17 protein-coding genes are annotated in these 21,189 nt (G+C 48.0%); 5 read left to right on the forward strand and 12 right to left on the reverse strand.

Features of this window, described 5'->3' with window-relative positions:
• Positions 1 to 76 precede the first annotated feature (76 nt).
• On the forward strand, positions 77 to 2,308 hold the full coding sequence (locus ACWIP2_RS13095) for a DUF5916 domain-containing protein (RefSeq protein ID WP_448520391.1): 2,232 nt from the start codon (positions 77 to 79) through the stop codon (positions 2,306 to 2,308).
• A gap of 10 nt (positions 2,309 to 2,318) precedes the next feature.
• On the opposite strand, the gene ACWIP2_RS13100 is transcribed toward ACWIP2_RS13095, so the two are convergent.
• From ACWIP2_RS13100 to ACWIP2_RS13130, 7 genes are all read right to left on the reverse strand, one after another.
• A complete protein-coding gene (locus ACWIP2_RS13100; RefSeq protein ID WP_448520392.1) occupies positions 2,319 to 3,179 on the reverse strand; it encodes a ChaN family lipoprotein in 861 nt (286 codons plus the stop codon).
• A 19-nt stretch (positions 3,180 to 3,198) separates the two neighbouring features.
• Positions 3,199 to 4,074, reverse strand: a complete 876-nt coding sequence (locus tag ACWIP2_RS13105) for a GHMP family kinase ATP-binding protein (protein WP_448520393.1) — start codon at positions 4,072 to 4,074, stop codon at positions 3,199 to 3,201.
• A 96-nt stretch (positions 4,075 to 4,170) separates the two neighbouring features.
• Positions 4,171 to 5,226, reverse strand: coding sequence for a diphosphomevalonate/mevalonate 3,5-bisphosphate decarboxylase family protein (locus ACWIP2_RS13110; protein ID WP_448520394.1), 1,056 nt, complete (start codon positions 5,224 to 5,226; stop codon positions 4,171 to 4,173).
• Between the two features lie 42 nt (positions 5,227 to 5,268).
• Positions 5,269 to 6,249, reverse strand: a complete 981-nt coding sequence (locus tag ACWIP2_RS13115) for a GYDIA family GHMP kinase (protein ID WP_448520395.1) — start codon at positions 6,247 to 6,249, stop codon at positions 5,269 to 5,271.
• A 23-nt stretch (positions 6,250 to 6,272) separates the two neighbouring features.
• Positions 6,273 to 7,631 carry a hydroxymethylglutaryl-CoA reductase gene (locus ACWIP2_RS13120; protein WP_448520396.1) on the reverse strand — a complete coding sequence of 453 codons (1,359 nt, stop codon included), beginning with the start codon at positions 7,629 to 7,631 and terminating at the stop codon, positions 6,273 to 6,275.
• Between the two features lie 61 nt (positions 7,632 to 7,692).
• Positions 7,693 to 8,742, reverse strand: a complete 1,050-nt coding sequence (locus tag ACWIP2_RS13125; protein WP_448520397.1) for an isopentenyl-diphosphate delta-isomerase — start codon at positions 8,740 to 8,742, stop codon at positions 7,693 to 7,695.
• 131 nt (positions 8,743 to 8,873) lie between these two features.
• Positions 8,874 to 9,896 (reverse strand): acyl-CoA reductase, encoded by a 1,023-nt coding sequence (locus ACWIP2_RS13130; RefSeq protein WP_448520398.1) that lies wholly within the window; start codon positions 9,894 to 9,896, stop codon positions 8,874 to 8,876.
• Positions 9,897 to 9,960: 64 nt separating this feature from the next.
• Here ACWIP2_RS13130 and ACWIP2_RS13135 point away from each other — a divergent pair, with 64 nt between their 5' ends.
• Positions 9,961 to 10,851 carry a hydroxymethylglutaryl-CoA lyase gene (locus tag ACWIP2_RS13135; protein WP_448520399.1) on the forward strand — a complete coding sequence of 297 codons (891 nt, stop codon included), beginning with the start codon at positions 9,961 to 9,963 and terminating at the stop codon, positions 10,849 to 10,851.
• 58 nt (positions 10,852 to 10,909) lie between these two features.
• Here the strand turns inward: ACWIP2_RS13135 and ACWIP2_RS13140 are convergent, their stop codons facing one another.
• The 3 genes from ACWIP2_RS13140 to ACWIP2_RS13150 form a co-directional block, all read right to left on the reverse strand.
• Positions 10,910 to 13,822 (reverse strand): TonB-dependent receptor, encoded by a 2,913-nt coding sequence (locus ACWIP2_RS13140; RefSeq protein WP_448520400.1) that lies wholly within the window; start codon positions 13,820 to 13,822, stop codon positions 10,910 to 10,912.
• Positions 13,823 to 13,879: 57 nt separating this feature from the next.
• Complete coding sequence (locus ACWIP2_RS13145; protein WP_448520401.1) at positions 13,880 to 14,557, reverse strand: TetR/AcrR family transcriptional regulator; 678 nt, start codon at positions 14,555 to 14,557, stop codon at positions 13,880 to 13,882.
• A 103-nt stretch (positions 14,558 to 14,660) separates the two neighbouring features.
• On the reverse strand, positions 14,661 to 15,617 hold the full coding sequence (locus ACWIP2_RS13150; protein WP_448520402.1) for a hypothetical protein: 957 nt from the start codon (positions 15,615 to 15,617) through the stop codon (positions 14,661 to 14,663).
• A gap of 174 nt (positions 15,618 to 15,791) precedes the next feature.
• On the opposite strand from ACWIP2_RS13150, the gene ACWIP2_RS13155 reads away from it, so the two are divergent.
• From ACWIP2_RS13155 to ACWIP2_RS13165, 3 genes are all read left to right on the forward strand, one after another.
• Entirely contained in the window at positions 15,792 to 16,175 is a 384-nt protein-coding gene (locus tag ACWIP2_RS13155) for a TraR/DksA family transcriptional regulator (RefSeq protein ID WP_448520403.1), read from the forward strand.
• Between the two features lie 89 nt (positions 16,176 to 16,264).
• Positions 16,265 to 16,843 carry an SMC-Scp complex subunit ScpB gene (gene scpB, locus ACWIP2_RS13160; protein ID WP_448520404.1) on the forward strand — a complete coding sequence of 193 codons (579 nt, stop codon included), beginning with the start codon at positions 16,265 to 16,267 and terminating at the stop codon, positions 16,841 to 16,843.
• Between the two features lie 125 nt (positions 16,844 to 16,968).
• Positions 16,969 to 18,123: a pseudouridine synthase gene (locus tag ACWIP2_RS13165; protein ID WP_448520405.1), complete on the forward strand. Its 1,155-nt coding sequence runs from the start codon at positions 16,969 to 16,971 to the stop codon at positions 18,121 to 18,123.
• Positions 18,124 to 18,299: 176 nt separating this feature from the next.
• Here the strand turns inward: ACWIP2_RS13165 and ACWIP2_RS13170 are convergent, their stop codons facing one another.
• A complete protein-coding gene (locus ACWIP2_RS13170) occupies positions 18,300 to 19,529 on the reverse strand; it encodes an S-adenosylmethionine:tRNA ribosyltransferase-isomerase (protein ID WP_448520406.1) in 1,230 nt (409 codons plus the stop codon).
• Between the two features lie 332 nt (positions 19,530 to 19,861).
• Complete coding sequence (locus ACWIP2_RS13175; protein ID WP_448520407.1) at positions 19,862 to 21,178, reverse strand: UDP-glucose dehydrogenase family protein; 1,317 nt, start codon at positions 21,176 to 21,178, stop codon at positions 19,862 to 19,864.
• Between the last annotated feature and the right edge of the window lie 11 nt (positions 21,179 to 21,189).

The raw sequence follows: 21,189 nt of genomic DNA on the forward strand, positions 1-21,189 counted from the left end.
TTTGCATTATAGTGAAGTCCTACATATCAGCCTGAATTTTTACTGATTTTCGTTTTTACGACAACGCTGTACTTTATTGTTCCGGATTTTTACTATTACCCTCCTCGCGGGTACTTTTACGCTGATTAACAACTACTTGCAGGCACAATCTGCGGCTGCCCGCAAGGAAGGAAAATCTATCCATATCCAAAAAGCCAATACAAAAATTTCGTTAGATGGTGTATTAGATGAACCCGAGTGGGATGTTGCTGAAAAAGCGAGTGATTTTTTCCAACACTTTCCCTTTGATAGTTCCTACTCGGATGCTAAAACCGAAGTGCGGATGACCTACGACGACCAGTTTGTGTACATCGGTGCGGTCTGCTACAACGATCTGAAGGGCAACTACCTGATCTCTTCGCTGCGGCGCGACTTTCGGGGGCCTGCCTACGACGGCTTCACTATTGTCATTGATCCTTTCTGCGACCGCACCAATGGTTTTTTCTTTGGTATCAGCCCTTTTGGGGTGCAGCGCGAGGGCTTGATTGCCAACGGAGGCAGTGTTTCGGGGGACTTTGCGCTCTCATGGGACAATAAATGGTATGCCGAAACCAAAATCCATCCGGGTGGCTGGACAGTCGAGGTAGCCATTCCGTTCAAGACTTTGCGTTTCAAAGAAGATACAGACAAATGGTTCATCAATTTTTACCGCATTGACAGCAAATATAATGAGCGCTCTACATGGGTGCCTATCCCGCGCAATTTTCAGCTGTTTTCACTGGCATACACTGCCGAATTACTCTGGGACAAGCCTCTGAAAAAGCCGGGGGCTAATCTGGTAGCGATTCCCTACGTGGCGGGCGGCGCAGCTAAAGACCACCTAACCGAAACCGACACCCGCTACCAGCGCGGCATTGGTATGGACGCGAAAATAGCGATCACACCCGCGCTCAATCTGGATCTGACGGTTAATCCCGACTTTTCGCAGGTAGAAGTTGACCGACAAGTTACCAACTTAGATCGCTTTGAGATTTTCTTCCCCGAAAGGCGGCAGTTTTTTTTGGAAAATGCAGATTTATTTGCCGACTTTGGTATGAATAGGCTGCGCCCCTTCTTCTCGCGGCGGATCGGCGTAGCAATAGACGAGCGCACAGGGCAGAACATCCAAAACCCGATTCACTTTGGCGCACGCCTCAGCGGCAAACTGAACAACAACTGGCGCACCGGCCTGATGACCATGCAAGCAGCCCCTGACGATGCTATTGGGCTGCCAGGCTATAACTATTCGGTAGCAGCGCTGCAACGCAAGATTTTCAGCCGCTCCAATATCGGCGGCATTCTGGTCAATAAGGAAACCTTTGCGCCTGCTAGCGAAATTGATACGATCAATCGCCCGATGCGTTTCCACCGGCTGGTAGGTTTGGATTACAACCTTGCCTCGAAAAGCAATCAATGGACAGGTAAGTTTTTCTATCACAAAAGCATTGAAGGAGCAAGCCGCCCTGAGTCTTTTGTACATGGCGCTAATTTGGTGTATAGCAAGCCTACGCTAACTGTGGAATGGACGCATCAGATTGTTGGGAAAAACTACACCGCCCCTGTGGGATTTATTCCGCGCAATAACTTCCGCCGCGTAGCCCCGCGCATTGTGCGCAACTTTTTCCCCAATTCGAAAAAGATCAATCGCTACGGGTTCTTTGCCATTACCGATGTGATTTGGAACGCCGAAGACGGGCTGACCGACCACAACATCGCTATTGGGCACACGATGCGCTTCCGTAGCACTACCGAATTTGACGTGGTACTTTCCCGCGACTACACGCTGCTCTTTCGACCGTTCGATCCTACCAACACAGGAGGCGAGCGCCTGCCTACCGGCTCGGCATATACCTACTACAGCCTAACCGCTAACTATACGGGCAATACGATCCATGCATTTTATTACAACCTGCAAGGCTATGTCGGGCAGTTTTTCAACGGCAATCGCATAAGTATTTCGGGAGACATTAACTACCGCATTCAGCCCTATGCGCTGATCTCGTTGGATTTTACATACAACCGCCTGCGTTTTCCTGCGCCTTACAACAGCGCCGACTTGTGGCTGCTCGGCCCGCGTTTCGATCTGACCTTCAACCGCGACTTATTCCTGACAACGTTTTTCCAATACAACAGCCAGATTAACAACATCAACATCAATACGCGCCTGCAATGGAGATTTAAGCCGGTTTCGGATTTCTTTCTGGTATATACCGACAACTACTTTGCCGATACGCTGCTCGTAAAAAACAGGGCGCTTGTTGCCAAACTGACCTACTGGCTGAATATCTGATTGCAGATCATTAATAGGTTTTGGTCATGTCTGCCGGAATAGCAATGATGAAGTTTGCCTTATTGAGCGATTCTTTTGCTAAAGTACTGATCTCCTCTTGCTCGGAAACGCTGATTGTCAGGATATTGAGACCGGGCTTGTACTGGTTCAAGTACCAGATGATTCCCTCGAAGTTATCGGAGTGATACGAACCGTTGAAGTGGATAATGACCTTGCCTTTTTCCCATGCAAGCGCCGTGCGATAGCCCATAGTAGCATCTTTGGAGGCCTGTGCTGCAACAAGGTTGTCGCTCATGGCGCCACCATGCCCGCCCATCATCGTTGCCATATTTTTGTAGCCGGGCAATTCGCGATCTAAAGGAATCGGTAGCGGCGGGAGCATTTTCTTAGCCTCGGCATCTAACTTCTCAAGGCTGCTCAAACCCTGCGATGCGATCATGGAAGCATAGCGGCGCGGGATGTTGCTCGCCACAAAAGGCAGTTGGTTTTGCTTAGCAAAGTTTACCAAAGGCTTATAGTCGGTGGCGTAGTTGTTCCAGATTTTGGCCTCTTTTTCAAAGTTGCTTTCTTTGATCAGTCCACTTAGGTACTCGTTGAGTACCAACTGATCGTCGGCTTCAAACATTTCGGCAGCAAGTACAAGCCTGTCGCCTACCGCCTTGTGCAGATCTTTGGTGAGGCGCAGTTGCAACCAGTGGCAGATGGGGTTGTTGTGGCTTTCCCCGAAAAAGATAACGTCGGCTTTTTGTGCAGCCGCCAGCAGTTCGCTGTATTTGGCAGCCTTGCCGTTGCGGTCGTAGAGCAGATAGGCGGGATTGTCTTGCATAGCAAACAGCGGAATCATACAAAGTAACAGCAGTAATTTTTTCATGGCTCAAGTAATAAATTCGTTACAATCGGTAGGCAATGCGCGACTGATACTCTTCCAGATGTCCACGCGTAGCGCTAAAGTCTTTGGTAAAGCCCAGAATAAATCCTCCACCGCCTGCACCACAAAGTTTGAGGTAGTACAAGCCCGAATCCAGCCCGTATTGCCAAATCTGGCGGAACAGCGGCGGAATCATCTGATTGAGGTGTTGCAACTGGAATGTAGATAATTTGGCTAACTCATGGAAGAGTTTGTCCGTTTCCCCTTCCAGAAAGTAGTAGATGCAGTTTTCGTTGTAGGGTATCAATTGGTTTTTGCACAAGTCCGCAAATTCGGGATTCTGCATTTTTTCAAGAAACAGATTGACTAACGGCTCTGTTTTGCGCGGTCTGCCCGTGTTGAGTAGGAAGATACCTCCACCTTGAGTTGTAGATTGCGGCAGTTGGACAGCCTCTATTTCCGTTTTGCTGCGAATGAGCAGTGGCAGATCCAAGTAGCAAATCAGCGGATCTACCCCCGAACTGGAACCATGGAAATGCGATTCCATCTCGGCAAAAATCTTTTTCAGGCAAACAATCTCATCGTTGGTTGGGTGTCCGTTGAGAATAACTTTATCGTACACGTAGCGGTCGTAGAGTGCTGCGGTCAGCGCACCTGAACTGCCTACCCCAAAACCTTGCGGGATATTGGACTGGAAGTAAAGCCCCTGCGCTACGTCAAATTCCATCGAGTTAATATCAAAATCAAAACTGAGCGCCTGCTGCCGCTTACGCAGTTTCATGTAGTCGCAAAAGGCTTTCAGTTCGCGGTTGGACTGGTCTATCCGCCGCGAGCTGTCGGTAATGTGCTTGAGCAACAGCCGCCCCTGAAACAGCGGATAGGGTAATGCAAGACCCATTGAGTTGAGAATCAGGCTATATTCACCGAAAAGGAGTATTTTGGAGTGAAATGTTGGGGAGCTGGTGTTGGTATATGTCATTGCTGTTACCCGCGATTAATTAAAAAGTTCAGGGCCTTTGCCTACGCCGTCGTGAATGTAGCGGTTTTCCTGACAATAGTTTGCCATTCGGTCATTAACAAACGCGTACACCTCTGCCTGATAAGCGGCAGGATACAATAAATGGACATTCGGGCCTGCGTCTAATGTGAAACTCAGCGGAATGCGCGTATCGCATCGGAAGGCACGTAGCTCCTCTATGACTGCAAGCGTCGCAGGTTTCATTAGTACAAACGAAGGATGCGAGTTCATCATTAGCCCGTGTAGGGTAAGCGCCTCGTTTTCAACTATTTGTACAAATGTGTCCACGTCACCGCTTTGCAATACGGCTATTAGGCGGCTTAGGTGCTGCCTTGCTTGCTCGTAGCGAACGGCTGCAAAGGGATGTCCGTTCATCAGCGCATGACCGGCACGGCTGGAAACTGCCTTTTCTTCCCCGCTAATAATGAGAATAGTATCACAAAAATCGGCAAAGACAGGATGTATTTGTTCGGCTGGTATCGGTACTGCAAAAAGGTCGGAACTGCCTGCAACTTCGTCGGTTGCGCCCCAGACTGTATAGCCGCCGTAGATGGAGCGGCAGGCGCTACCCGAAGCAAGCCTTGCCCAGTTGGAAGCCTTTTGCAGTACTTCTTTGGGGCTGCCAAGGCTGACTCCCTGCCGCTGTGCCAGCGTAGCCAGACACATAGCAAGCGCTCCCATGCTGGAAGCCGAAGAGGCGATACCTGCCGAGTGTGGAAAAGAATTAAGCGATTTGATGGTTAGCTGTAGCCCTTCGGTAAATGCGAAATCTTCGGGATGATTCTCCAGAAATTTTACAATCTTCGCCTTAAACTTGTCGTTAGGTTTGCCTTCAAAATAAAAATCTACAGTACGGCTGCCTGTATCAGATGGGCGATACAAAATCTGCATATCGGTATAAGATTGCCGCAGCGTGAAGCTAAGCGACGGATTTTGCGGAAGTTGTATCCCGTGTTTTCCCCAGTATTTAACAAGGGCAATATTTGAAGGAACGCGCCAATAGACGACCTGCTCTTGCGGATGTAGTGCCAAAACAGACTTATTTGAGGTGGAAGAAATTAAACCACAGCAAATTTAGGACATTGCAACCGTTGCGCTGCGTTCGCTTGCTATATTTCTTTCTTTGTCTGCTGATTCTTTAATCATTTCTGCATAGGTCAGCATCACGTCAAAACCCTTTTCGGCAAAGTAGAGGCGGGTTTCCGCTGCACTTCGGGTGCTGGTAGCGAGTACAAAATCGCCCCCCCAAGCTCCCAGCGACTTGATTTCCCCCCAAAAGTCTTTGAAAAACAGATCTTTTATGCGGGTCAAGTGCAGACTTTGCGCAATCAGGGTTTCGTGCTTTTCTATCAATGCATCAAATTGCTCTAAGGTATCGGCTTTAAGAAAATCCTCTGTAATGCGGGTCAGTTGTTCGACAAAAGCGGCTTTGTTATGCCCCAGCGAACGGTAATGCTCGATTCCCGCTGCAGAGGATTGCTTTTTGCCTAAGTAAACAAAATATAGGTGCTGCTTAAATGGCGGATCGAAGGTTACGATGCGGTGTAGTGGCCCATCTGCTGATTTTTTATACAGGATCGGCCCAGCGGCCTCTGCACAGGCAACATCATAGCCTGAGCCTCCCAATGTACCGAACAGCAAGTCGTAAGGATCTACCTCTGCCCACTGTGCGACGTTGTGAATCAGTGTGCTGCTGCTGCCCAGTCCCCACCAGCGCGGAAATTCCAGATAGGTTTCTACCAGCACGTACTCTCTGCCTTTCAGGAAGTTACCTGCCAGTCGGCGCGTCATGCGCAGTATCTTTTGCAGGGTAAGCGATTTTTGCGAAATGAATCTGTCTAAGCAGTCAAAAGATTCTGTGTCAAATTTGGCTTCAAACCAAAGTTTGCCTTCGTTGTCGTAGCTTTTCCAGTGCAAAACTTTGTGCTCGGAAGCCTGATAAGTAACTTTCAGTTTTTGTCCAAAGCGCGTAGGCATTGCCAGTGCAAGGGCGCCATCCAATACGTAATATTCGCTACTGAGCAACAATTTGCCGCTGCCGTAAAAATTTTGCATATGCCGCATTTGCTTGTAAGAATCTACACAAAGGTTGAATCAGCATCGTTGTTTCGTTTAGCTTCTGCTGCCTCTCGCCAAGCATCTAACAGGTCGCGCACCGCACTAAAAGAAACCACATGGTTCTTGAAATGCGCTACTGCTGCGGCAGTTTCGGCTTCAGTCGCGTCAAAATGCTTAAGGATATTCATGAGGTGCATTTTCATGTGTCCCTTTTGGATACCGGTGGTAATCAATGATTTAACGGCGGCAAAGTTTTGTGCCAACCCGATAGTTGCTGCAATTTTCATCAGTTGCTCGGCGTTGGGATGCCCCAGAATTTCGAAGGAACGACGCACAATCGGGTGCAGATTGGTCAGCCCACCAACTGTTCCCAGCGCCATAGGAATTGTAATCCAGAAACGGAAGATCCCGTTTTCGACCGAGCAGTCTGTCAGGCTGCGGTATTGACCGTCGCGGGCGGCATAGGCATGTCCACAGGCTTCTATGGCACGGAAATCATTACCTGTGGCCAAAATCACAGCGTCTATGCCGTTGAAGATGCCTTTGTTGTGGGTTGTCGCCCGATAAACATCATTTTTGGCAATCATTAGCGCCTTTTGAAACTTGAAAGCAAAAGTTTCGGCATCCATCTCATCAAAATTTCCTAAATCAGCAACCGGGCATTCTACCCATGCCTTTACGAGACATTCGGGCGTGTAGTTGGAAAGAATGGACATAATCACCATTGGATTGCGCTCTCGCTCGTTGAAACCTTCCTGCTCCGCTGCCCACTGCCGGAAGGTGCGCGCAAAGTCTTCGAGGCAAGTATTAATAAAGTTTGCGCCCATAGAATCGCATGTTTCAAAGGTTGCTTTGAACTGGTAGTAGTGCGGTTCTATATGCGTCATATTGACTAACTCTATGTCGGTAATGCCTCCGCCACGCTGACGCATGTTCTTGGTAATCAGCGCAGTATTGTCCAGCATTTTTTCTTTCAACTCATCGAACAGGACATCTAATTTCAGGAAATCGCCTTCCCAGAGGAAGTGTACCTGACCTATCTTCTTAGTGCTGATTACTTTTGCCTTAAATCCGCCGCGGGTTTGCCAGAATTTGGCGCTTCGCGATGCAGCAGCAACTACCGAACTTTCCTCTATTACCATCGGCACTGCATAAATTTCCCCGTTCAGCAACACATTGGGGGCAATACCAAAAGGCATATAAAAATTGGTCAGTGTATTTTCACTGAACTCGTCAAACAACTTTTGTACGGCACGATCGGTATGCCAGTAGCTTTTCATTTCGTCCACAAAGGCTTGTGGCTCATCGCTGACCTGACGGGCTAACCATTCTAACTTTTGTTCTTTGCTCAATTTTGAGTATCCTGAGATGGTTTGCATGGTGATGAGTTAAGCGTAAAATAAGCAATCATTTTGTTTCGTTTGCAGTTGTTTGTTGATCTTAGCGAACTTTGAGATATTGTTGTGCGTAGGAATAGCCTTTTATTTGTAAGCTGATGTAGCGATGTAAAAGGGCGTAATCCTCGCGAGCATATTTTAAAAATCCTGAGGCCTGCCCGTACACAGCAGGTACTTTGAGCTGATGGATCAGATAGTAACCATCTAAGAAATTGCGCACTCCGCCCGAAACAATTACATGGCGACACAGGCAACTTTCGCCCAATTCTGCCACTACCTGATTGGTAAATATGGTCATTTCCTGTGCCGAATGTCCGATTGTAGTAAGGCATTCATATGTGTTTTGTTGTTCTTGATCGGAGCGAAGCAGTTCCAGCAGGGCAAAATTAGTGCCTCCTGCTGCAGCAAAATCAACAGCAGCAAGCGGTAATCTGAACAAGGCACGCAAACTCTCGGGGCCCATACCCTGACCTACTTCTTTTACAATAATTGGCATTTGGGTAAGCGAGAGCACCTCTTCAATAATCTGTAGGGGAGGGTTGTCTAAAAGATCGCCTTCAGGCTGTAGCCACTCCTGCGTGGGATTAATATGGATAATGAGTCCATCGGCTTGCAAACGCAACACCATCTCCTCGGCTATGTGCCAATGATTGTTTTTCAGGAGTTGTTCTACCTGCGCAATACCTAAGTTGGCAAACAGTGGCACTTCGAATCCCATGATCGGGCGCACGTTGAAGTCTTCAAAGTGCTCGTCGGAATAGAGCAGCGATCGGCATGAACCTAAACCCATACCAAAACCAAACTCTCCACAAGCGCGAGCCAGATTGGTATTGATCGTTCGCGCCATTTGCGTACCGCCTGTCATGCTCGATGCCCACATCGGCACGCAGAAAGTTTTACCCAAGAAACTGAAGGGTTCGATACTGCGAGGATGGGCAGCAAGTACAGGTTCGTAAAAAAAACGACTGTCTAACTGTGCCTGAGCCACCTGCGAACGAAATGCCATCTCAATGTGGTCTTTCTTTCGGGCTACTGCTGTAGGGTCGTTATCAGCTATTTTTTTCGGTGTATTTGTCAAAACTGTCGTTTCCAAAAGATGATAGAAATAGGCGTGTTGGACATCGCACAATCTTATGAGTCTAAAAATACGCGCTCACTAACTCATTAATAAGCGATACTAATCGCAAAATGTTTGCCGTTGTCTAAGAAAAGTTTTGACAGCAACTATACTTGCAACAGGAAAGCCATTGTATCCGTACCGTCGGCATAGTCGGCAACGCCGGGGCGCTGCGCCTGACCAAAATCTACCGTTCGACTGAACAGGCGGGTATCGTGTGTAGCAACGCATTGCAACTTGTTCGTTTGCGCTGCAAGAATTTGCGCCGCTTCTTCGCGGCTGCTGTAGGTCTGGTAATAAACTACTGACATAGGCGAGGCAAAGGCTTGGTTTTCAGTAAGTAGCAACACGCCGCTATCCAAATGTGCTACGCGATTAACCAACAGAATTGATTTCTGGTAATCGTAATTGTTGCGGTATTTGTGGCTGTTGACGGTTGCATGTAATTTTTCAGTTTGTTGCAAAAAAGGAGTGAAATCATAATCTGCTGGCACGAGCAGTTTGGCGATACTGCGACAACCCAAACCGAAGTACAGCATCGCGTCGTAAGCCAATCCGGCAAGCTCTTCTGTAGTTTCAGAGCCGTCCAGCACTGCCGCCGATACGCGATTCTGCCGGATCAGATGCGGATACTTGCTGAAATAATATTGAAAGTAGCGGGCAGAGTTGTCGCTGCCTGTGGCAATGATTGCATCAACGTCCTTGAGTTTTTCTACCCACTGTACGCGCTGGCGAAGTTCGGGGGCTATTTCAAACAACATTTCGGCTAATTGCGGAAGCAGAAAATTGTCCTGCGAACTCATTTTGGCAGCCAGCCGATGACCGCTAAGCAATACACAGAGGAAGTCGTGGAAACCGGCCAACGGAATATTGCCTGCCATTACCACCCCAACGGTTTTGCGCCTGCCGGCCGGTAAATCGTAGGCAGACAGCCAGTTTTGCAGCGCTACAGGCTCCAGCATATGCACAACCCCTGCCAAAGCAGCCCGCACGTGCGACTCAATAAACCAACTGTTACGTGCAGCAGCGCCCGCACACAGTCGTTCCATATCCTGATCGGAGAGTTGCTGCAGCCGATTGCCCAGTGCAATAAATGCCGCTGCCACTTCTTGATGCGTTATTTGCGCCATTAATTCCCAACGGTTAGAACTACAAAAGTCCTAATTTTACGACGCAATAAAAAACGAAGCGCCTATGTATCCGGCAGAAGTTATTTTGGAAGAGCAAGGTTTGCGCGACGGGCTACAAGTGGAAAGCACCCTGCTGCCTACCGAGAAGAAGGTTGAACTCATCAACCGCCTGATAGATGCAGGACTGCGACGGATTCAGGTCGGATCCTTCGTCAATCCCAAATTAGTCCCGCAGATGGCAGATACGGCAGCCGTTTTTGCTGCTGTTCACAAGCGCCCTGATGTCTCGCTTAATGCCTTAGTACTGAATACCAAAGGAGTAGAACGCGCCGTAGAAGCGGGATTTACGCATATAGCTGCCTCTATTTCTGCCAGCGACACACACAGCCGCAAAAATGCCAACAGGAGCTTAGAAGAGGCAATGGTCGAGTTTGAAAGCATGGTTCGAACTGCCAAAGCCGCAGGTTTGCGCGTGCGTGGCGGCTTGCAATGTGCGTTTGGATGCCGCTACGAAGGCGAAATTCCTGCCCAACGGGTTTTAGACCTCAGCAAACGGCATTTGGACTTAGGCATAGACGAGATTGCGCTGGCAGACAGCACCGGCATGGGCGACCCGCGCCAGATGGAGGAGCTAATGGGTCGCATTGTGGACATGGCAGGCAGCGTACCAGTCATGCTCCACCTGCACGACACCGAGGGAAAAGGGCTCGCCAACCTCGTAGCTGCTATGCGCGTAGGCGTTCGCCACTTCGACACTGCTTTTGGAGGGCTGGGCGGCTGTCCGTTCATTAAAGGAGCGACAGGCAATATCGCCACTGAAGACACAATTCATATGCTAAGCGAAATGGGTATCCGAACGGGCATTGACATAGCAGCCATTATTGACATTGCCCGCGAAATGGAAGAGATTTTAGGCAAAAAACTGCCCGGCAAAATCAAGAACGTGTTGATGTAAAAATAATGAGCCGCCTCGCAACTATGAAGCGGCTCATTCAAATTAGCCCGTGATGCAATTAGAAACTGTAAGTAACAGATAACGTTAGCTGACGGCCCAAAATGGGACGCGCCCACACGGGGAAATCAGCGGCGTTTAAAGCCGTAATGTCAGAGTTGGAAAGTATGGCTCCAGTAGGAGTGCGAATGCCTCCAACCGCCAAATCTTCGGCAGTAGATCCAAAAGCGCCATAGCCGCCAAAGTTTAAAATGCCTGTGCTATTCAGCAAGTTGCTGCCTTGCAAGGCGAAGTTGAAGCGGTTGATGTCTGCCATGATGCCTGCGCTCACAACGCCGTAAGCAGGCAGTTCGATTGTATTGCGGCGATTGCCATAGCGCTTGCCGAAAAAGCGATAGTTGATATAAGGGGTAAATTTGCCGATTTTGTAGGAGGGCGTAATGTCAAACATGATAACGGGCAAGAAGTCCACGCGGTTGCCCGAGAAGTCTTCATCAAAAAAATTATCAGGATTTGTTCCTCGTGCCGTATTTTGGTAAGTCAGACGGGCAAAACGCGGATCTTGCAGCGTAGAAGACAAACGAATATTGAAATTATTTACAGGCTGCCAGATCGTTTCAATTTCTACGCCTATTGTGCGGGAGGCGTTAAAAGTTGGGTCAGTGAAGAAACTATTTGCGCCCTGCGTAATAAACAACTGGAGCAATACGTTGTCCTGATAGCTGTAGAAACCCGTAATAGTGGCGGAAATCTTCTGTGAATTGATTTTGTAGCCAATTTCAGCCTGCGTAATTGTTTCAATTACGCCACGTTTGATAGGCACATTAACGAAGTTATTGGCGTAGTAATCTAATTCAGGCGCTTTGTTACCGCGCGAAAAACGCACATAAGTTGCTGATTTATCGCTGATTTTGTAGTTGATGCCTAAAGAGGCCGAAAAATAGTTATAGGTTTCGTTCCAATCGTAAGTTACACCATTGAAAAGACGCGAGCCTAAGTCATAAGAAGTAAACGGATTGCGATCCAATCCTCCCAGTGCGGCTAATCCCGGCGCGCCTGCTGTTACGCTGGCACCGGTGCGCCAACCTTCCTTCGTGCCGCTATGATTGACAGACTCAAAACGCACGCCCAAATCTATATTTAACTTATCATTAACTTTCCACAGATCATTAGCAAAAAATGCGTTGATGTTAGATCGCATGTCGGTAACGGTGTAGGCTAAGCCGCTCCAAAGCAGGAATCCGTTAGGATCGGTCGCTTGTACGGTCTGCCCTGCAAAGGGGAAAGTGATGCGCACCGGACGACCATCGAAAGAGGAAGCGATACCATCTACAAACCAACGGGTTTGCATCGAGGTATGCCCTGTGTACCAGCCCAATGTGAGGTTGTGTTTGCCAGCCTGTTTGTTCAATCGAGCAATACCTTGCAAGTCGCTGATTTGATTGTTCATATTCAACGGCGCGGTAGCAAAGAGGTAGCGCCCCAGTCTATTAGGAGTGTTAGGGTCTAACTGTCCGTTGATCACGCGGGCGAGCACCTCGCCTGTGCGGGAATCGAAATAAGTCGGCGACAAAAAGCCCGGAATAGGTGTGCCTACCGCCGGATAAGCCCCCGGACCAAACTGCGCGTAGCCGGGGTCAGCTGCGCTCGGCACTACTGACATAGTTACATTACCCTGATATTGCAGGTAGTCCTGATCAAAGTCGCTGAATTTGGTAGCTAAACTTAGCCCCCAGTTATTGCCCAAATCGTAATCGAAGCTGGCGCCAAAAGCTAAGGATTTGTTAGTAATGCCTCTGGAAGCATCAAAAGTGCGCGTTGGTAATTGATCAAAAGGAATTTCGGGGCGAAAACGCGATGCGTCAGGAATAGTTGTCCTGATGTTCAGAAAAGTAGTGGAGTTGATAATATCAAAGCCCCCATAGCCACTTTTCATATCGCTGGTCAGTGGAATTTCTTTGAAAAATGTATTGCGGTCATTCAAATATTTGCCGTACAGACGGAACTGTCCGCGAGCAAAGTTTTTACTAATGTTGGCTTTAAACTGCCCGCCTTGGTTAGCGTTAAAATCCATAGTACGAGCGCCTTCATCTATGCGGTAAAAGCCGCCGACATGGTACGTCCAGCCTGCGGCAAGCGGACCGCCAACTTCCACATCTGCGCGATACAACATTTTGCCGTTGTTGTGCAGCCCTGTTTGCAGCCTTGCCGCACCACCTGTTTTTAGTCCGCCCATTTTAGAAATAAAATTAAAAATGCCGCCCGGCGCATTGGCAACAGCGATAGAAGCGCTACCGCCGCGAATGCCTTCCATGCGTGCCACGGTCAGGTCGTTTCGGTGGAACATGTCCACTACGGCAAACCCCAGTTGGGAAGCCATTACCGGCAGTCCCTCTTCTTGGAGAGAAACGTACTGAAAACCAATATTTTGATTACCTACCGGCGTAACTCCGCGCGTAATTACGCGGTTGCCTACCTCACCCGCAGAGTTATCTACCCAAACTCCAGGAACGGCTTGCAACAGGTCGCCTGTACCGCGGGGGGCGCGCATATCCATCAACTTGGGGCTGAGCGTCGTAATAGCAATGCTGGATTCAAGTTTGGTGCGCTCGTCAAAAGCACCGGTTACTACTACTTCGTCTAGCGAAAGCAAATCCTCCTCTGTGCTGATATTGACTGTCAGCGGCTCATTTCCTACCTCTACTTCCTGACGCACTGTCTTGTAGCCGATAAACGACATGACAAGCGTATATTTTCCGGGAGCAACACCCGTGATTGTGAACCTGCCTGCAGCATCGGACAGTGTGCCTCTATTCGTGCCTTGCAGTAAAACGTTTGCACCAATGACAGGATTACCTGCCCTGTCTTTAACTTCACCTGTGATACTTTGCTGCGCATAGGCTAAAGCCGCCGTAAGCAGCAACAGTAAAACAGATATCAGAAATTTGAGCATTTTGGTGTAGAGTGTTTTCATTATTCTAATTAATTTAAATTGGGTTGATAGATTGATTGTTGCGGCGAACTGCTGTTGTTAGGGGTTAGAAAGAATATGATCAGCGATTTGAAACAAGTACTCCTGCCATTGGTCGGGGTTCACGTGATAAATAGTTGTATCCTGATCGCCCATACTGATATTGAGCTTTACATAACCAATAATAATTGCCCAAAGCGTTACATAAATTGTTTGTGGCTTTTGCGTGTTGCGGATGCTGCCATCTTTTACCCCTTCTTTGATTAGATTAATCACAATAGAAACGGGCAGGTTGTGAATGGCTCTGATTTTTTGGTAATAGCTGCTTTGTTGCGCAACTTCGGTATTCAGCACTCCCTTCTCGCCCTCTTTTTGCTGTCGTACAGAAAGTCTGATGGCAGACATATAATTCAGGATTGCCTCGTGGTAATAAAAATATTTTTTACTGAACTCGGTGTAACTGCGCATCACAGCCAGTACTTTTTCCTTGCCTGTACGCTCCGAAATTCCCGCAAGTAACTGCTCATACGTACTGATAATCAATTTAAAAGCCTTGTAAGTGATCGCCATGAGCAAATCTTCTTTGCTGTTGAAATAGAAGTATAGCAAACCTTTGCTCAGCCCGGCTTTAGCTGCAACCTCATCCATTTTGGCATGATAAAAACCTTTGCTGAAGAAAACCTCCTCAGCTGCACGGATAATCGCTTGCTCGCGTTCCTGACGTTCCAGTACTCCCATACTTGAAACTTAGTCAATACTTTTGACTTTGGGTCAATTAGTTCTTAAAGTTATACACATCCCAATACCTTTGCAATAGGTAGGCGCTATTTTTTGCAGATTATCAGGTAGTTATCAATTCGATGATCTCGCCCAGCGGGCCTCTGAAAACAACGGCTTCGGGTGCTTCCTCATGGCGTACAGGTAGTCCTACGCGGCTGATGATTTCATGGCCTGCTGTAGCAATTTTCTGTGCAGCCAGTTCCAGATCTGCCGATTGCCAACAGGCGGATGCGATGCCGGTTTTTTCAAACGAACAGGGAAAACTTACGTAGTCATAGGTAGGATTGTGCGGCGCATAAACGTGCTGCTCCATCCCGATGCGATGCGTACCATGCCCCATGAGCAGCATATCGAAGCCCATATCGGGCGGCCCTGCCATGATTTTGGCAGCAAGCGGCTGCTTCAGCGGCAGGTCGTTGACTGGTGAAATACCTAGTACAGGCTGCCAAAACTGTTCGATCGGACGGCGGTCTTTCATCGAAATGACTACGTTGGCAGGCGCATTAATGCCTGCTACTGCCGACTCTTTGAGCAGCGAAACGCCTCCTTTGCGGCGGACAATCTGTGTAACAAATAACTGCTCGCCTGCTGGGCCCATAAATGCTGCACTTTTCATTACCACCATTCCCAGCGGCTCGGGGCCTTGGGCATCAAACTCGGCAGGCTCAGAAATTGCTCCGAAGCGATTGCGCAATACGCGGTAATAGGCCTCTTCAATATCGGGAGTGCCTGCCTCGATAACCGCCATGCCCAAGTCCCATGGACGCGCCCCCAGCCTGTTGGGCAGTGCATCTGCAAGCGCGCTTTCGATAAGGCGCACCAGCGAACCTTCCTCATGCCCAAGCAGTGCGTAGCGCCCCAAGTGCTGCCCGAAAGCATTGCGCTGCGCCGCATTCAGCGTGCCTTCTTTCTGGATGTGATAGCCGAGTGCCTGTTTATAGAATCGTAAACTTTGCTGCCAGCAGTTGGTAACTACGCTAACCGCCTGAAGCGACCCTGTTAAAAGTGCCTGTTGCATGGGAAAAAAGTGTTAAGGAATGCAAATAAATTTCTCTGTCAAACAATCTACAACCCTAATTGGTTTTGTGCGTATTAATATTCATACAAACTTAAAGTCGTGGCGCTGTTCACCGTTAGCAGTTTAAGCGAGATTCATTTACTTTTGCGCACAAAATCATCAGGCTAACAACGTATGAAATCTGAAGAAAAACTTCGCTACTCTGAATCGGAACTAAAGGAATTTGAAGAACTGATTATGAGCAAGTTGCAAAAATCTAGGGAAGAATTGCAACATTTAAAAGACTCTATCACGCGCAGAAACACCGGCAGCGATGATAATATAAACAGCCTGAAATCGTTGGAAGACGGTGCAGACGCGTTGGAAAAAGAACAACTCAATCAGTTGGCTGCTCGTACTCAGAAATATATAACCCAACTTGAAAATGCACTTGTACGCATCAAGAATGGTACATATGGCGTTTGCATAGACACAGGCAAACTCATTCCGAAAGAGCGCCTCAGAGCAGTACCGCACACCCAGCAAACAATTGAAGCCAAACTTAATAAAACACGCTGATATTTTTTGCATATCTACTGCCAAACAATCCTGACAGGCTTGAAAATCTGTCAGGATTGTTTTTGTTTTGCAGCATATTTATTATAGCCATGCCCGAAGCCTCCTTATTTCTGATTAACCACGTAGAGGCGATGATTTTCTGCGCCCCTTCGCCTGTGCGTTTGGAAGATATGCAGCAGTGTTTGTCGGAAATGCTGGCTATCGAGGTGCCCCTTGCCGATGTCAGCGATGCGCTTGCAGCACTTACGGCGCGTTACAATGCAGACAATAGTGCCATCCAGTTGGTACAAGTTGCTGGCGGTTACCAATTGCTGACTAAAGCAGCCTACAGGCAAAGTGTTGCTATTTTGCTCAAGCACACGTCTAAAAAACGCTTGTCGCAGGCTGCTTTGGAAACTCTCGCCATCATTGCCTACAAACAACCGGTTACTAAGGCTCAGATCGAGCAAATCAGAGGCGTTGGCTGCGACTATGCCCTACAGAAGCTATTAGAGAAAGAACTCATCGAAATCAGAGGCAAGTCCGAAGGCCCCGGTCGCCCGTTGCTCTACGGCACTAGCCCCGCATTTATGCAGTATTTCAACCTGAACGATTTGAAGGATCTGCCACAGCCCAAAGATCTGCCGGAAGAGGAAGCACAAAATTTCCTTACCCCTGAAAGCGAGTAAATTGCGATTTATCCATTGAGATCGCTTACCTTTGCATATTCCAATAAAATTATTTTTTCGGCCTGTCGTGAGATAGACCGTAAAGCGACCAACCATATGCTAATTAATTTCCAAGCATCTATTTTATGAACAAGAAACCAACAAAGCTGGGAAAATCAGGCTTTGGTCAGGCTAAGGGCGGCAGAAAATCTTTCCGCAATTCCTCAAGCGACAACAACAGAGGTAATTTTAATACCAAACCCTCGCTCCGCCGCGAGGGAGGGAACAACGATGGTGGTGGCAGCAATAACGATCGTCCGCCATTCCGCAAGCGCATTGATAATGACAGCAAGGGCAGTAGCAATCAGCACGGAGGTAATAAAGAGAGAGGCACTTACTGGTGGAAAGATATTCCTAAAGGCTACGAGCGCAATAACAAAAGCCGCAGAGACGAAAACAAAGTACTGCGTCCGCGTCGGGCAGGTACGCTGCGCACACCTGACTACGACTTAACAAAGATCAAAAGTATTGCCGAGTCTAAAGGCATCCGCAAAAACCCCAATGAAGGTATTCGCTTGAATAGATTTATCGCAAATGCGGGCATCTCGTCGCGCCGCGAAGCTGATAAAATCATCGAAAGCGGACGTGTCAAGATCAACAATCAGGTAGTTACTGAGATGGGCTATCGCGTAAAACCTTCCGATCGCGTAGAGTTGGACGGCGAAACACTAAAACGCGAGCGTCTGGTTTATGTATTACTCAACAAGCCTAAAGATTTCATCACTACAACCGATGATCCACGAGAACGCAAAACAGTGATGGAACTGGTTAAGGATGCCTGCCAAGAGCGTATTTACCCCGTAGGACGTTTAGACCGAAATACAACGGGTTTGCTGCTACTCACCAACGACGGCGCCTTAGCAGAAAAACTGTCGCACCCTTCCAATCAGGTAAAGAAAAACTACCAGTTGGAATTGAATAAACCATTGGAGGAAGCCCATTTTGACCAGATTATGAAAGGTTTTGAGCTGGAAGACGGTTTTATCAAACCTGATAACATGTCGTACATGACCGATGATCGCCAGATTATTTCTATTGATATCCACAGCGGCAGAAATCGCATCATCAGGCGCATTTTTGAGCATTTCGGCTATGAGGTTGTAAGACTGGATCGCGCAACCTATGCAGGCCTGACCAAAAAAGGACTTCCACGCGGTCATTGGCGCTTCCTGACTCAGCAAGAGGTGATCAGGCTTAAGTTTTTCACAGGAAAAAATAAGAAAACTACCTCCGAAGACTAACGATCGTTAGCATTTGAAGTAGCGCTGTTGCATAAGGCTGTCCAAAAAGTAACACGGACTTTAGTCTGTGATCATTGAAATAATTGATAATCAGACGGCTACAGACTGAAGTCTGTGCTACATGTAGCCTTTGTGGACAGCCTCATGTGTTTTTGGTATGCGTTCAAACTGCTACCCTATTGCCTCCTGCGAAACAGCAGCGACGAATCGCCAAAGCTCAGGAAACGATAGTTATTTGCCAATGCTTCCTGATAAACCTTGTGCCAATCCTGACCAATAAAAGCCGCTACTAACATAATCAGCGTAGTTCCCGGCAGGTGGAAGTTGGTAATCAATGCATCGCAAACTTTGAAATCATAACCCGGAATAATCATAATTTCGGTTTCGCCCTGCAATTTCTTGAGCTGATGGCGCTGCATGTAATCCTTTACACGGGCAATGGCCTCCTTGCGTGTAGGCAGCTGTGCGGCTTCATAACCATAAGGCATCAACTTGGGGATATAGAAAGTCGCATCGGGATTTTCGCCGAGCAGTACGCCGTACCAATACAGGCTTTCCAATGTGCGCATAGATGTCGTTCCGACAGCTACCACATCTTCGGCAGCCAGCAAACGATCCATATTTTCTACGCTGACAATCATCTGCTCGGAGTGCATCGGATGGTCTAACACATTTTCGTGCTTAATTGGCTGGAAAGTCCCGCCAGCCACGTGCAGCGTCAGGTAATCGGTTTGCACTCCTTTTTGCGGCAGCGCTTCGTTGAGGATGTAATCGGTAAAGTGCAGGCCGGCGGTAGGTGCGGCAACAGCGCCTTCCTGTTGGGCATAAACAGTCTGATACAAATGCTTGTCTTTCTCGTCTGCTTGGCGTTTCAAGTATGGCGGCAGCGGCGTTACACCTACATAGGTTAGCAGTTCAGCAAAACTTACATCTGAGCTATTCCACTGAAAATCAATCCATTGTACTTCGCGGTTTTGCAAAGTAGCTTGCAGTTTGACCGTATTGCCCTCTATTTGTACTTCGCGCTCCAACAGTGTATCGTCTTTGAGGCGTTTCAGGTTGCCGACGGCGCAAGCCCATGTGCAGCGTTCGGTTTGCTGCATGATCAGCGCTACATCCGACGTAGGGGCTACAGGATGCAATAAAAATACCTCGATGAGCGCTCCGGTTTCCTTCTGAAAGTAAATCCTTGCGGGAATCACTTTAGTGTTGTTGAAAAACAGGGTGTCGCCGCTTTTCAACTCCTCCGCGATTTGCCGAAAACGGCTGTGGCGAATGTCGCCCTCGCGATACACCAACAAATTAGAAGCATCGCGCTCTTCCAGCGGGAAACGGGCAATGCGCTCATCGGGCAGTTCGTACCAGAAGTCCTCTTGGCGAACAGGTTGTAGCGGCTGATTTTTCATGCCGCAAAGATAGGGTGAGAGGGGATTTGGGGGTTGCAGTGTACCCCATTGTTTGAACCCAAAAGCAGTGAAAATAAGGTATGCAAATCAGGTGTAGGCATCTGTTAAAAACAAATGTGGCAAGCTAACGAGTTTGTATAATGCTAAAATGAATCATCTGCCATGCAGTTTTTGAGGCTGTCAAAAAAGTAACATAGACTTTAGTCTGTGATCATTGAACTACTTGATAATCAGACGGCTACAGACTGAAGTCTGTGCTACATATAGCCTTTTTGGACAGCCTCAACCGAAGAAGGCATGTTACATAGTCATGCGCTAAAGGATATATGGTATTATTGCGGAACAACTACGCGTCTGCCAATGCTGGCATAGTACCAACCTGCCTGTTGCAAGATGGACAGGTTGTACAGATTGCGTCCGTCAAAAATTACTTTAGCGCGCATTAAGGCAGCCATTCTTTCCAAATCAGGTGTGCGGAATTCACTCCACTCCGTAACGATAGCTAAGGCATCAGCACCCTGTAGTGCCTCATAAGGATCTGCTGCATAATTGATGCGATCACCAAGTACGCTACGTGTATTTTCCATCGCCTCAGGGTCGAACGCTGTGATGATAGCGCCTTGCTCCAGCAAGTCTTCTATGATGTACAAAGCAGGCGCTTCGCGGATGTCGTCCGTATTCGGTTTAAAAGCAAGTCCCCAAATCGAAATTTGCTTGCCGCGCAGTTCATTGCCATAAAAATCCTTGATTTTTTCAGCTAATACATGGCGCTGCTTATAGTTCACTGCCATTACTGCATCGAGGATGCGGAAATCATACTTGTATTGCTTAGCCGTCAGGCTGAGTGCCTGTACGTCTTTAGGAAAGCAGCTGCCGCCGTAGCCTACGCCCGGGAACAGGAAGCGGGGGCCGATGCGCTTGTCGCTGCCCATCCCTCTGCGCACATTATCTACATCTGCATTGACAAGTTCGCAGAGGTTAGCAATCTCATTCATAAAGCTAATACGCATCGCCAGATACGAGTTTGCCGCATACTTGGTCATCTCGGCCGAACGCTCGTCCATGAAGATAATAGGATTACCTTGGCGAACATAAGGTTCGTAGAGACGTTGCATTATCTCGCGGGCGCGTTGTGAGGTAGTACCTATAACTACGCGATCTGGCTTCAGAAAATCTTCGACCGCAACCCCTTCGCGCAGAAACTCAGGATTGGCCACTACATCGAACGCTACTTTTGCATTGGCAGCAATAGCTGCATGCACTTTTTCGGCTGTACCTACGGGTACAGTACTTTTATCTACAATCACTTTGTAGTTGTCAATAATTTTACCCAACTGATGAGCTACACCCAATACATAGGAAAGATCAGCCGAGCCATCTTCTCCGGGAGGAGTTGGCAGCGCCAGAAAGATGATTTCTGCTTGTTTGATCGCCTCTTCCAAATTGGTGGTAAACTTCAACCTGCCTTGGCGAGTATTGCGCTCAAAAAGCAATTCTAAACCGGGTTCATAGATTGGCAACTCGCCTTTGAGCAGCCTATTTACTTTTTCAACATTGTTATCCACACACACTACGTGGTTGCCCGTTTCTGCAAAACAAGTACCCGAAACAAGCCCTACATAGCCTGTTCCAATAACAGCGATTTTCATGACGAGAAATA

Source organism: Rhodoflexus sp., assembly GCF_053489755.1.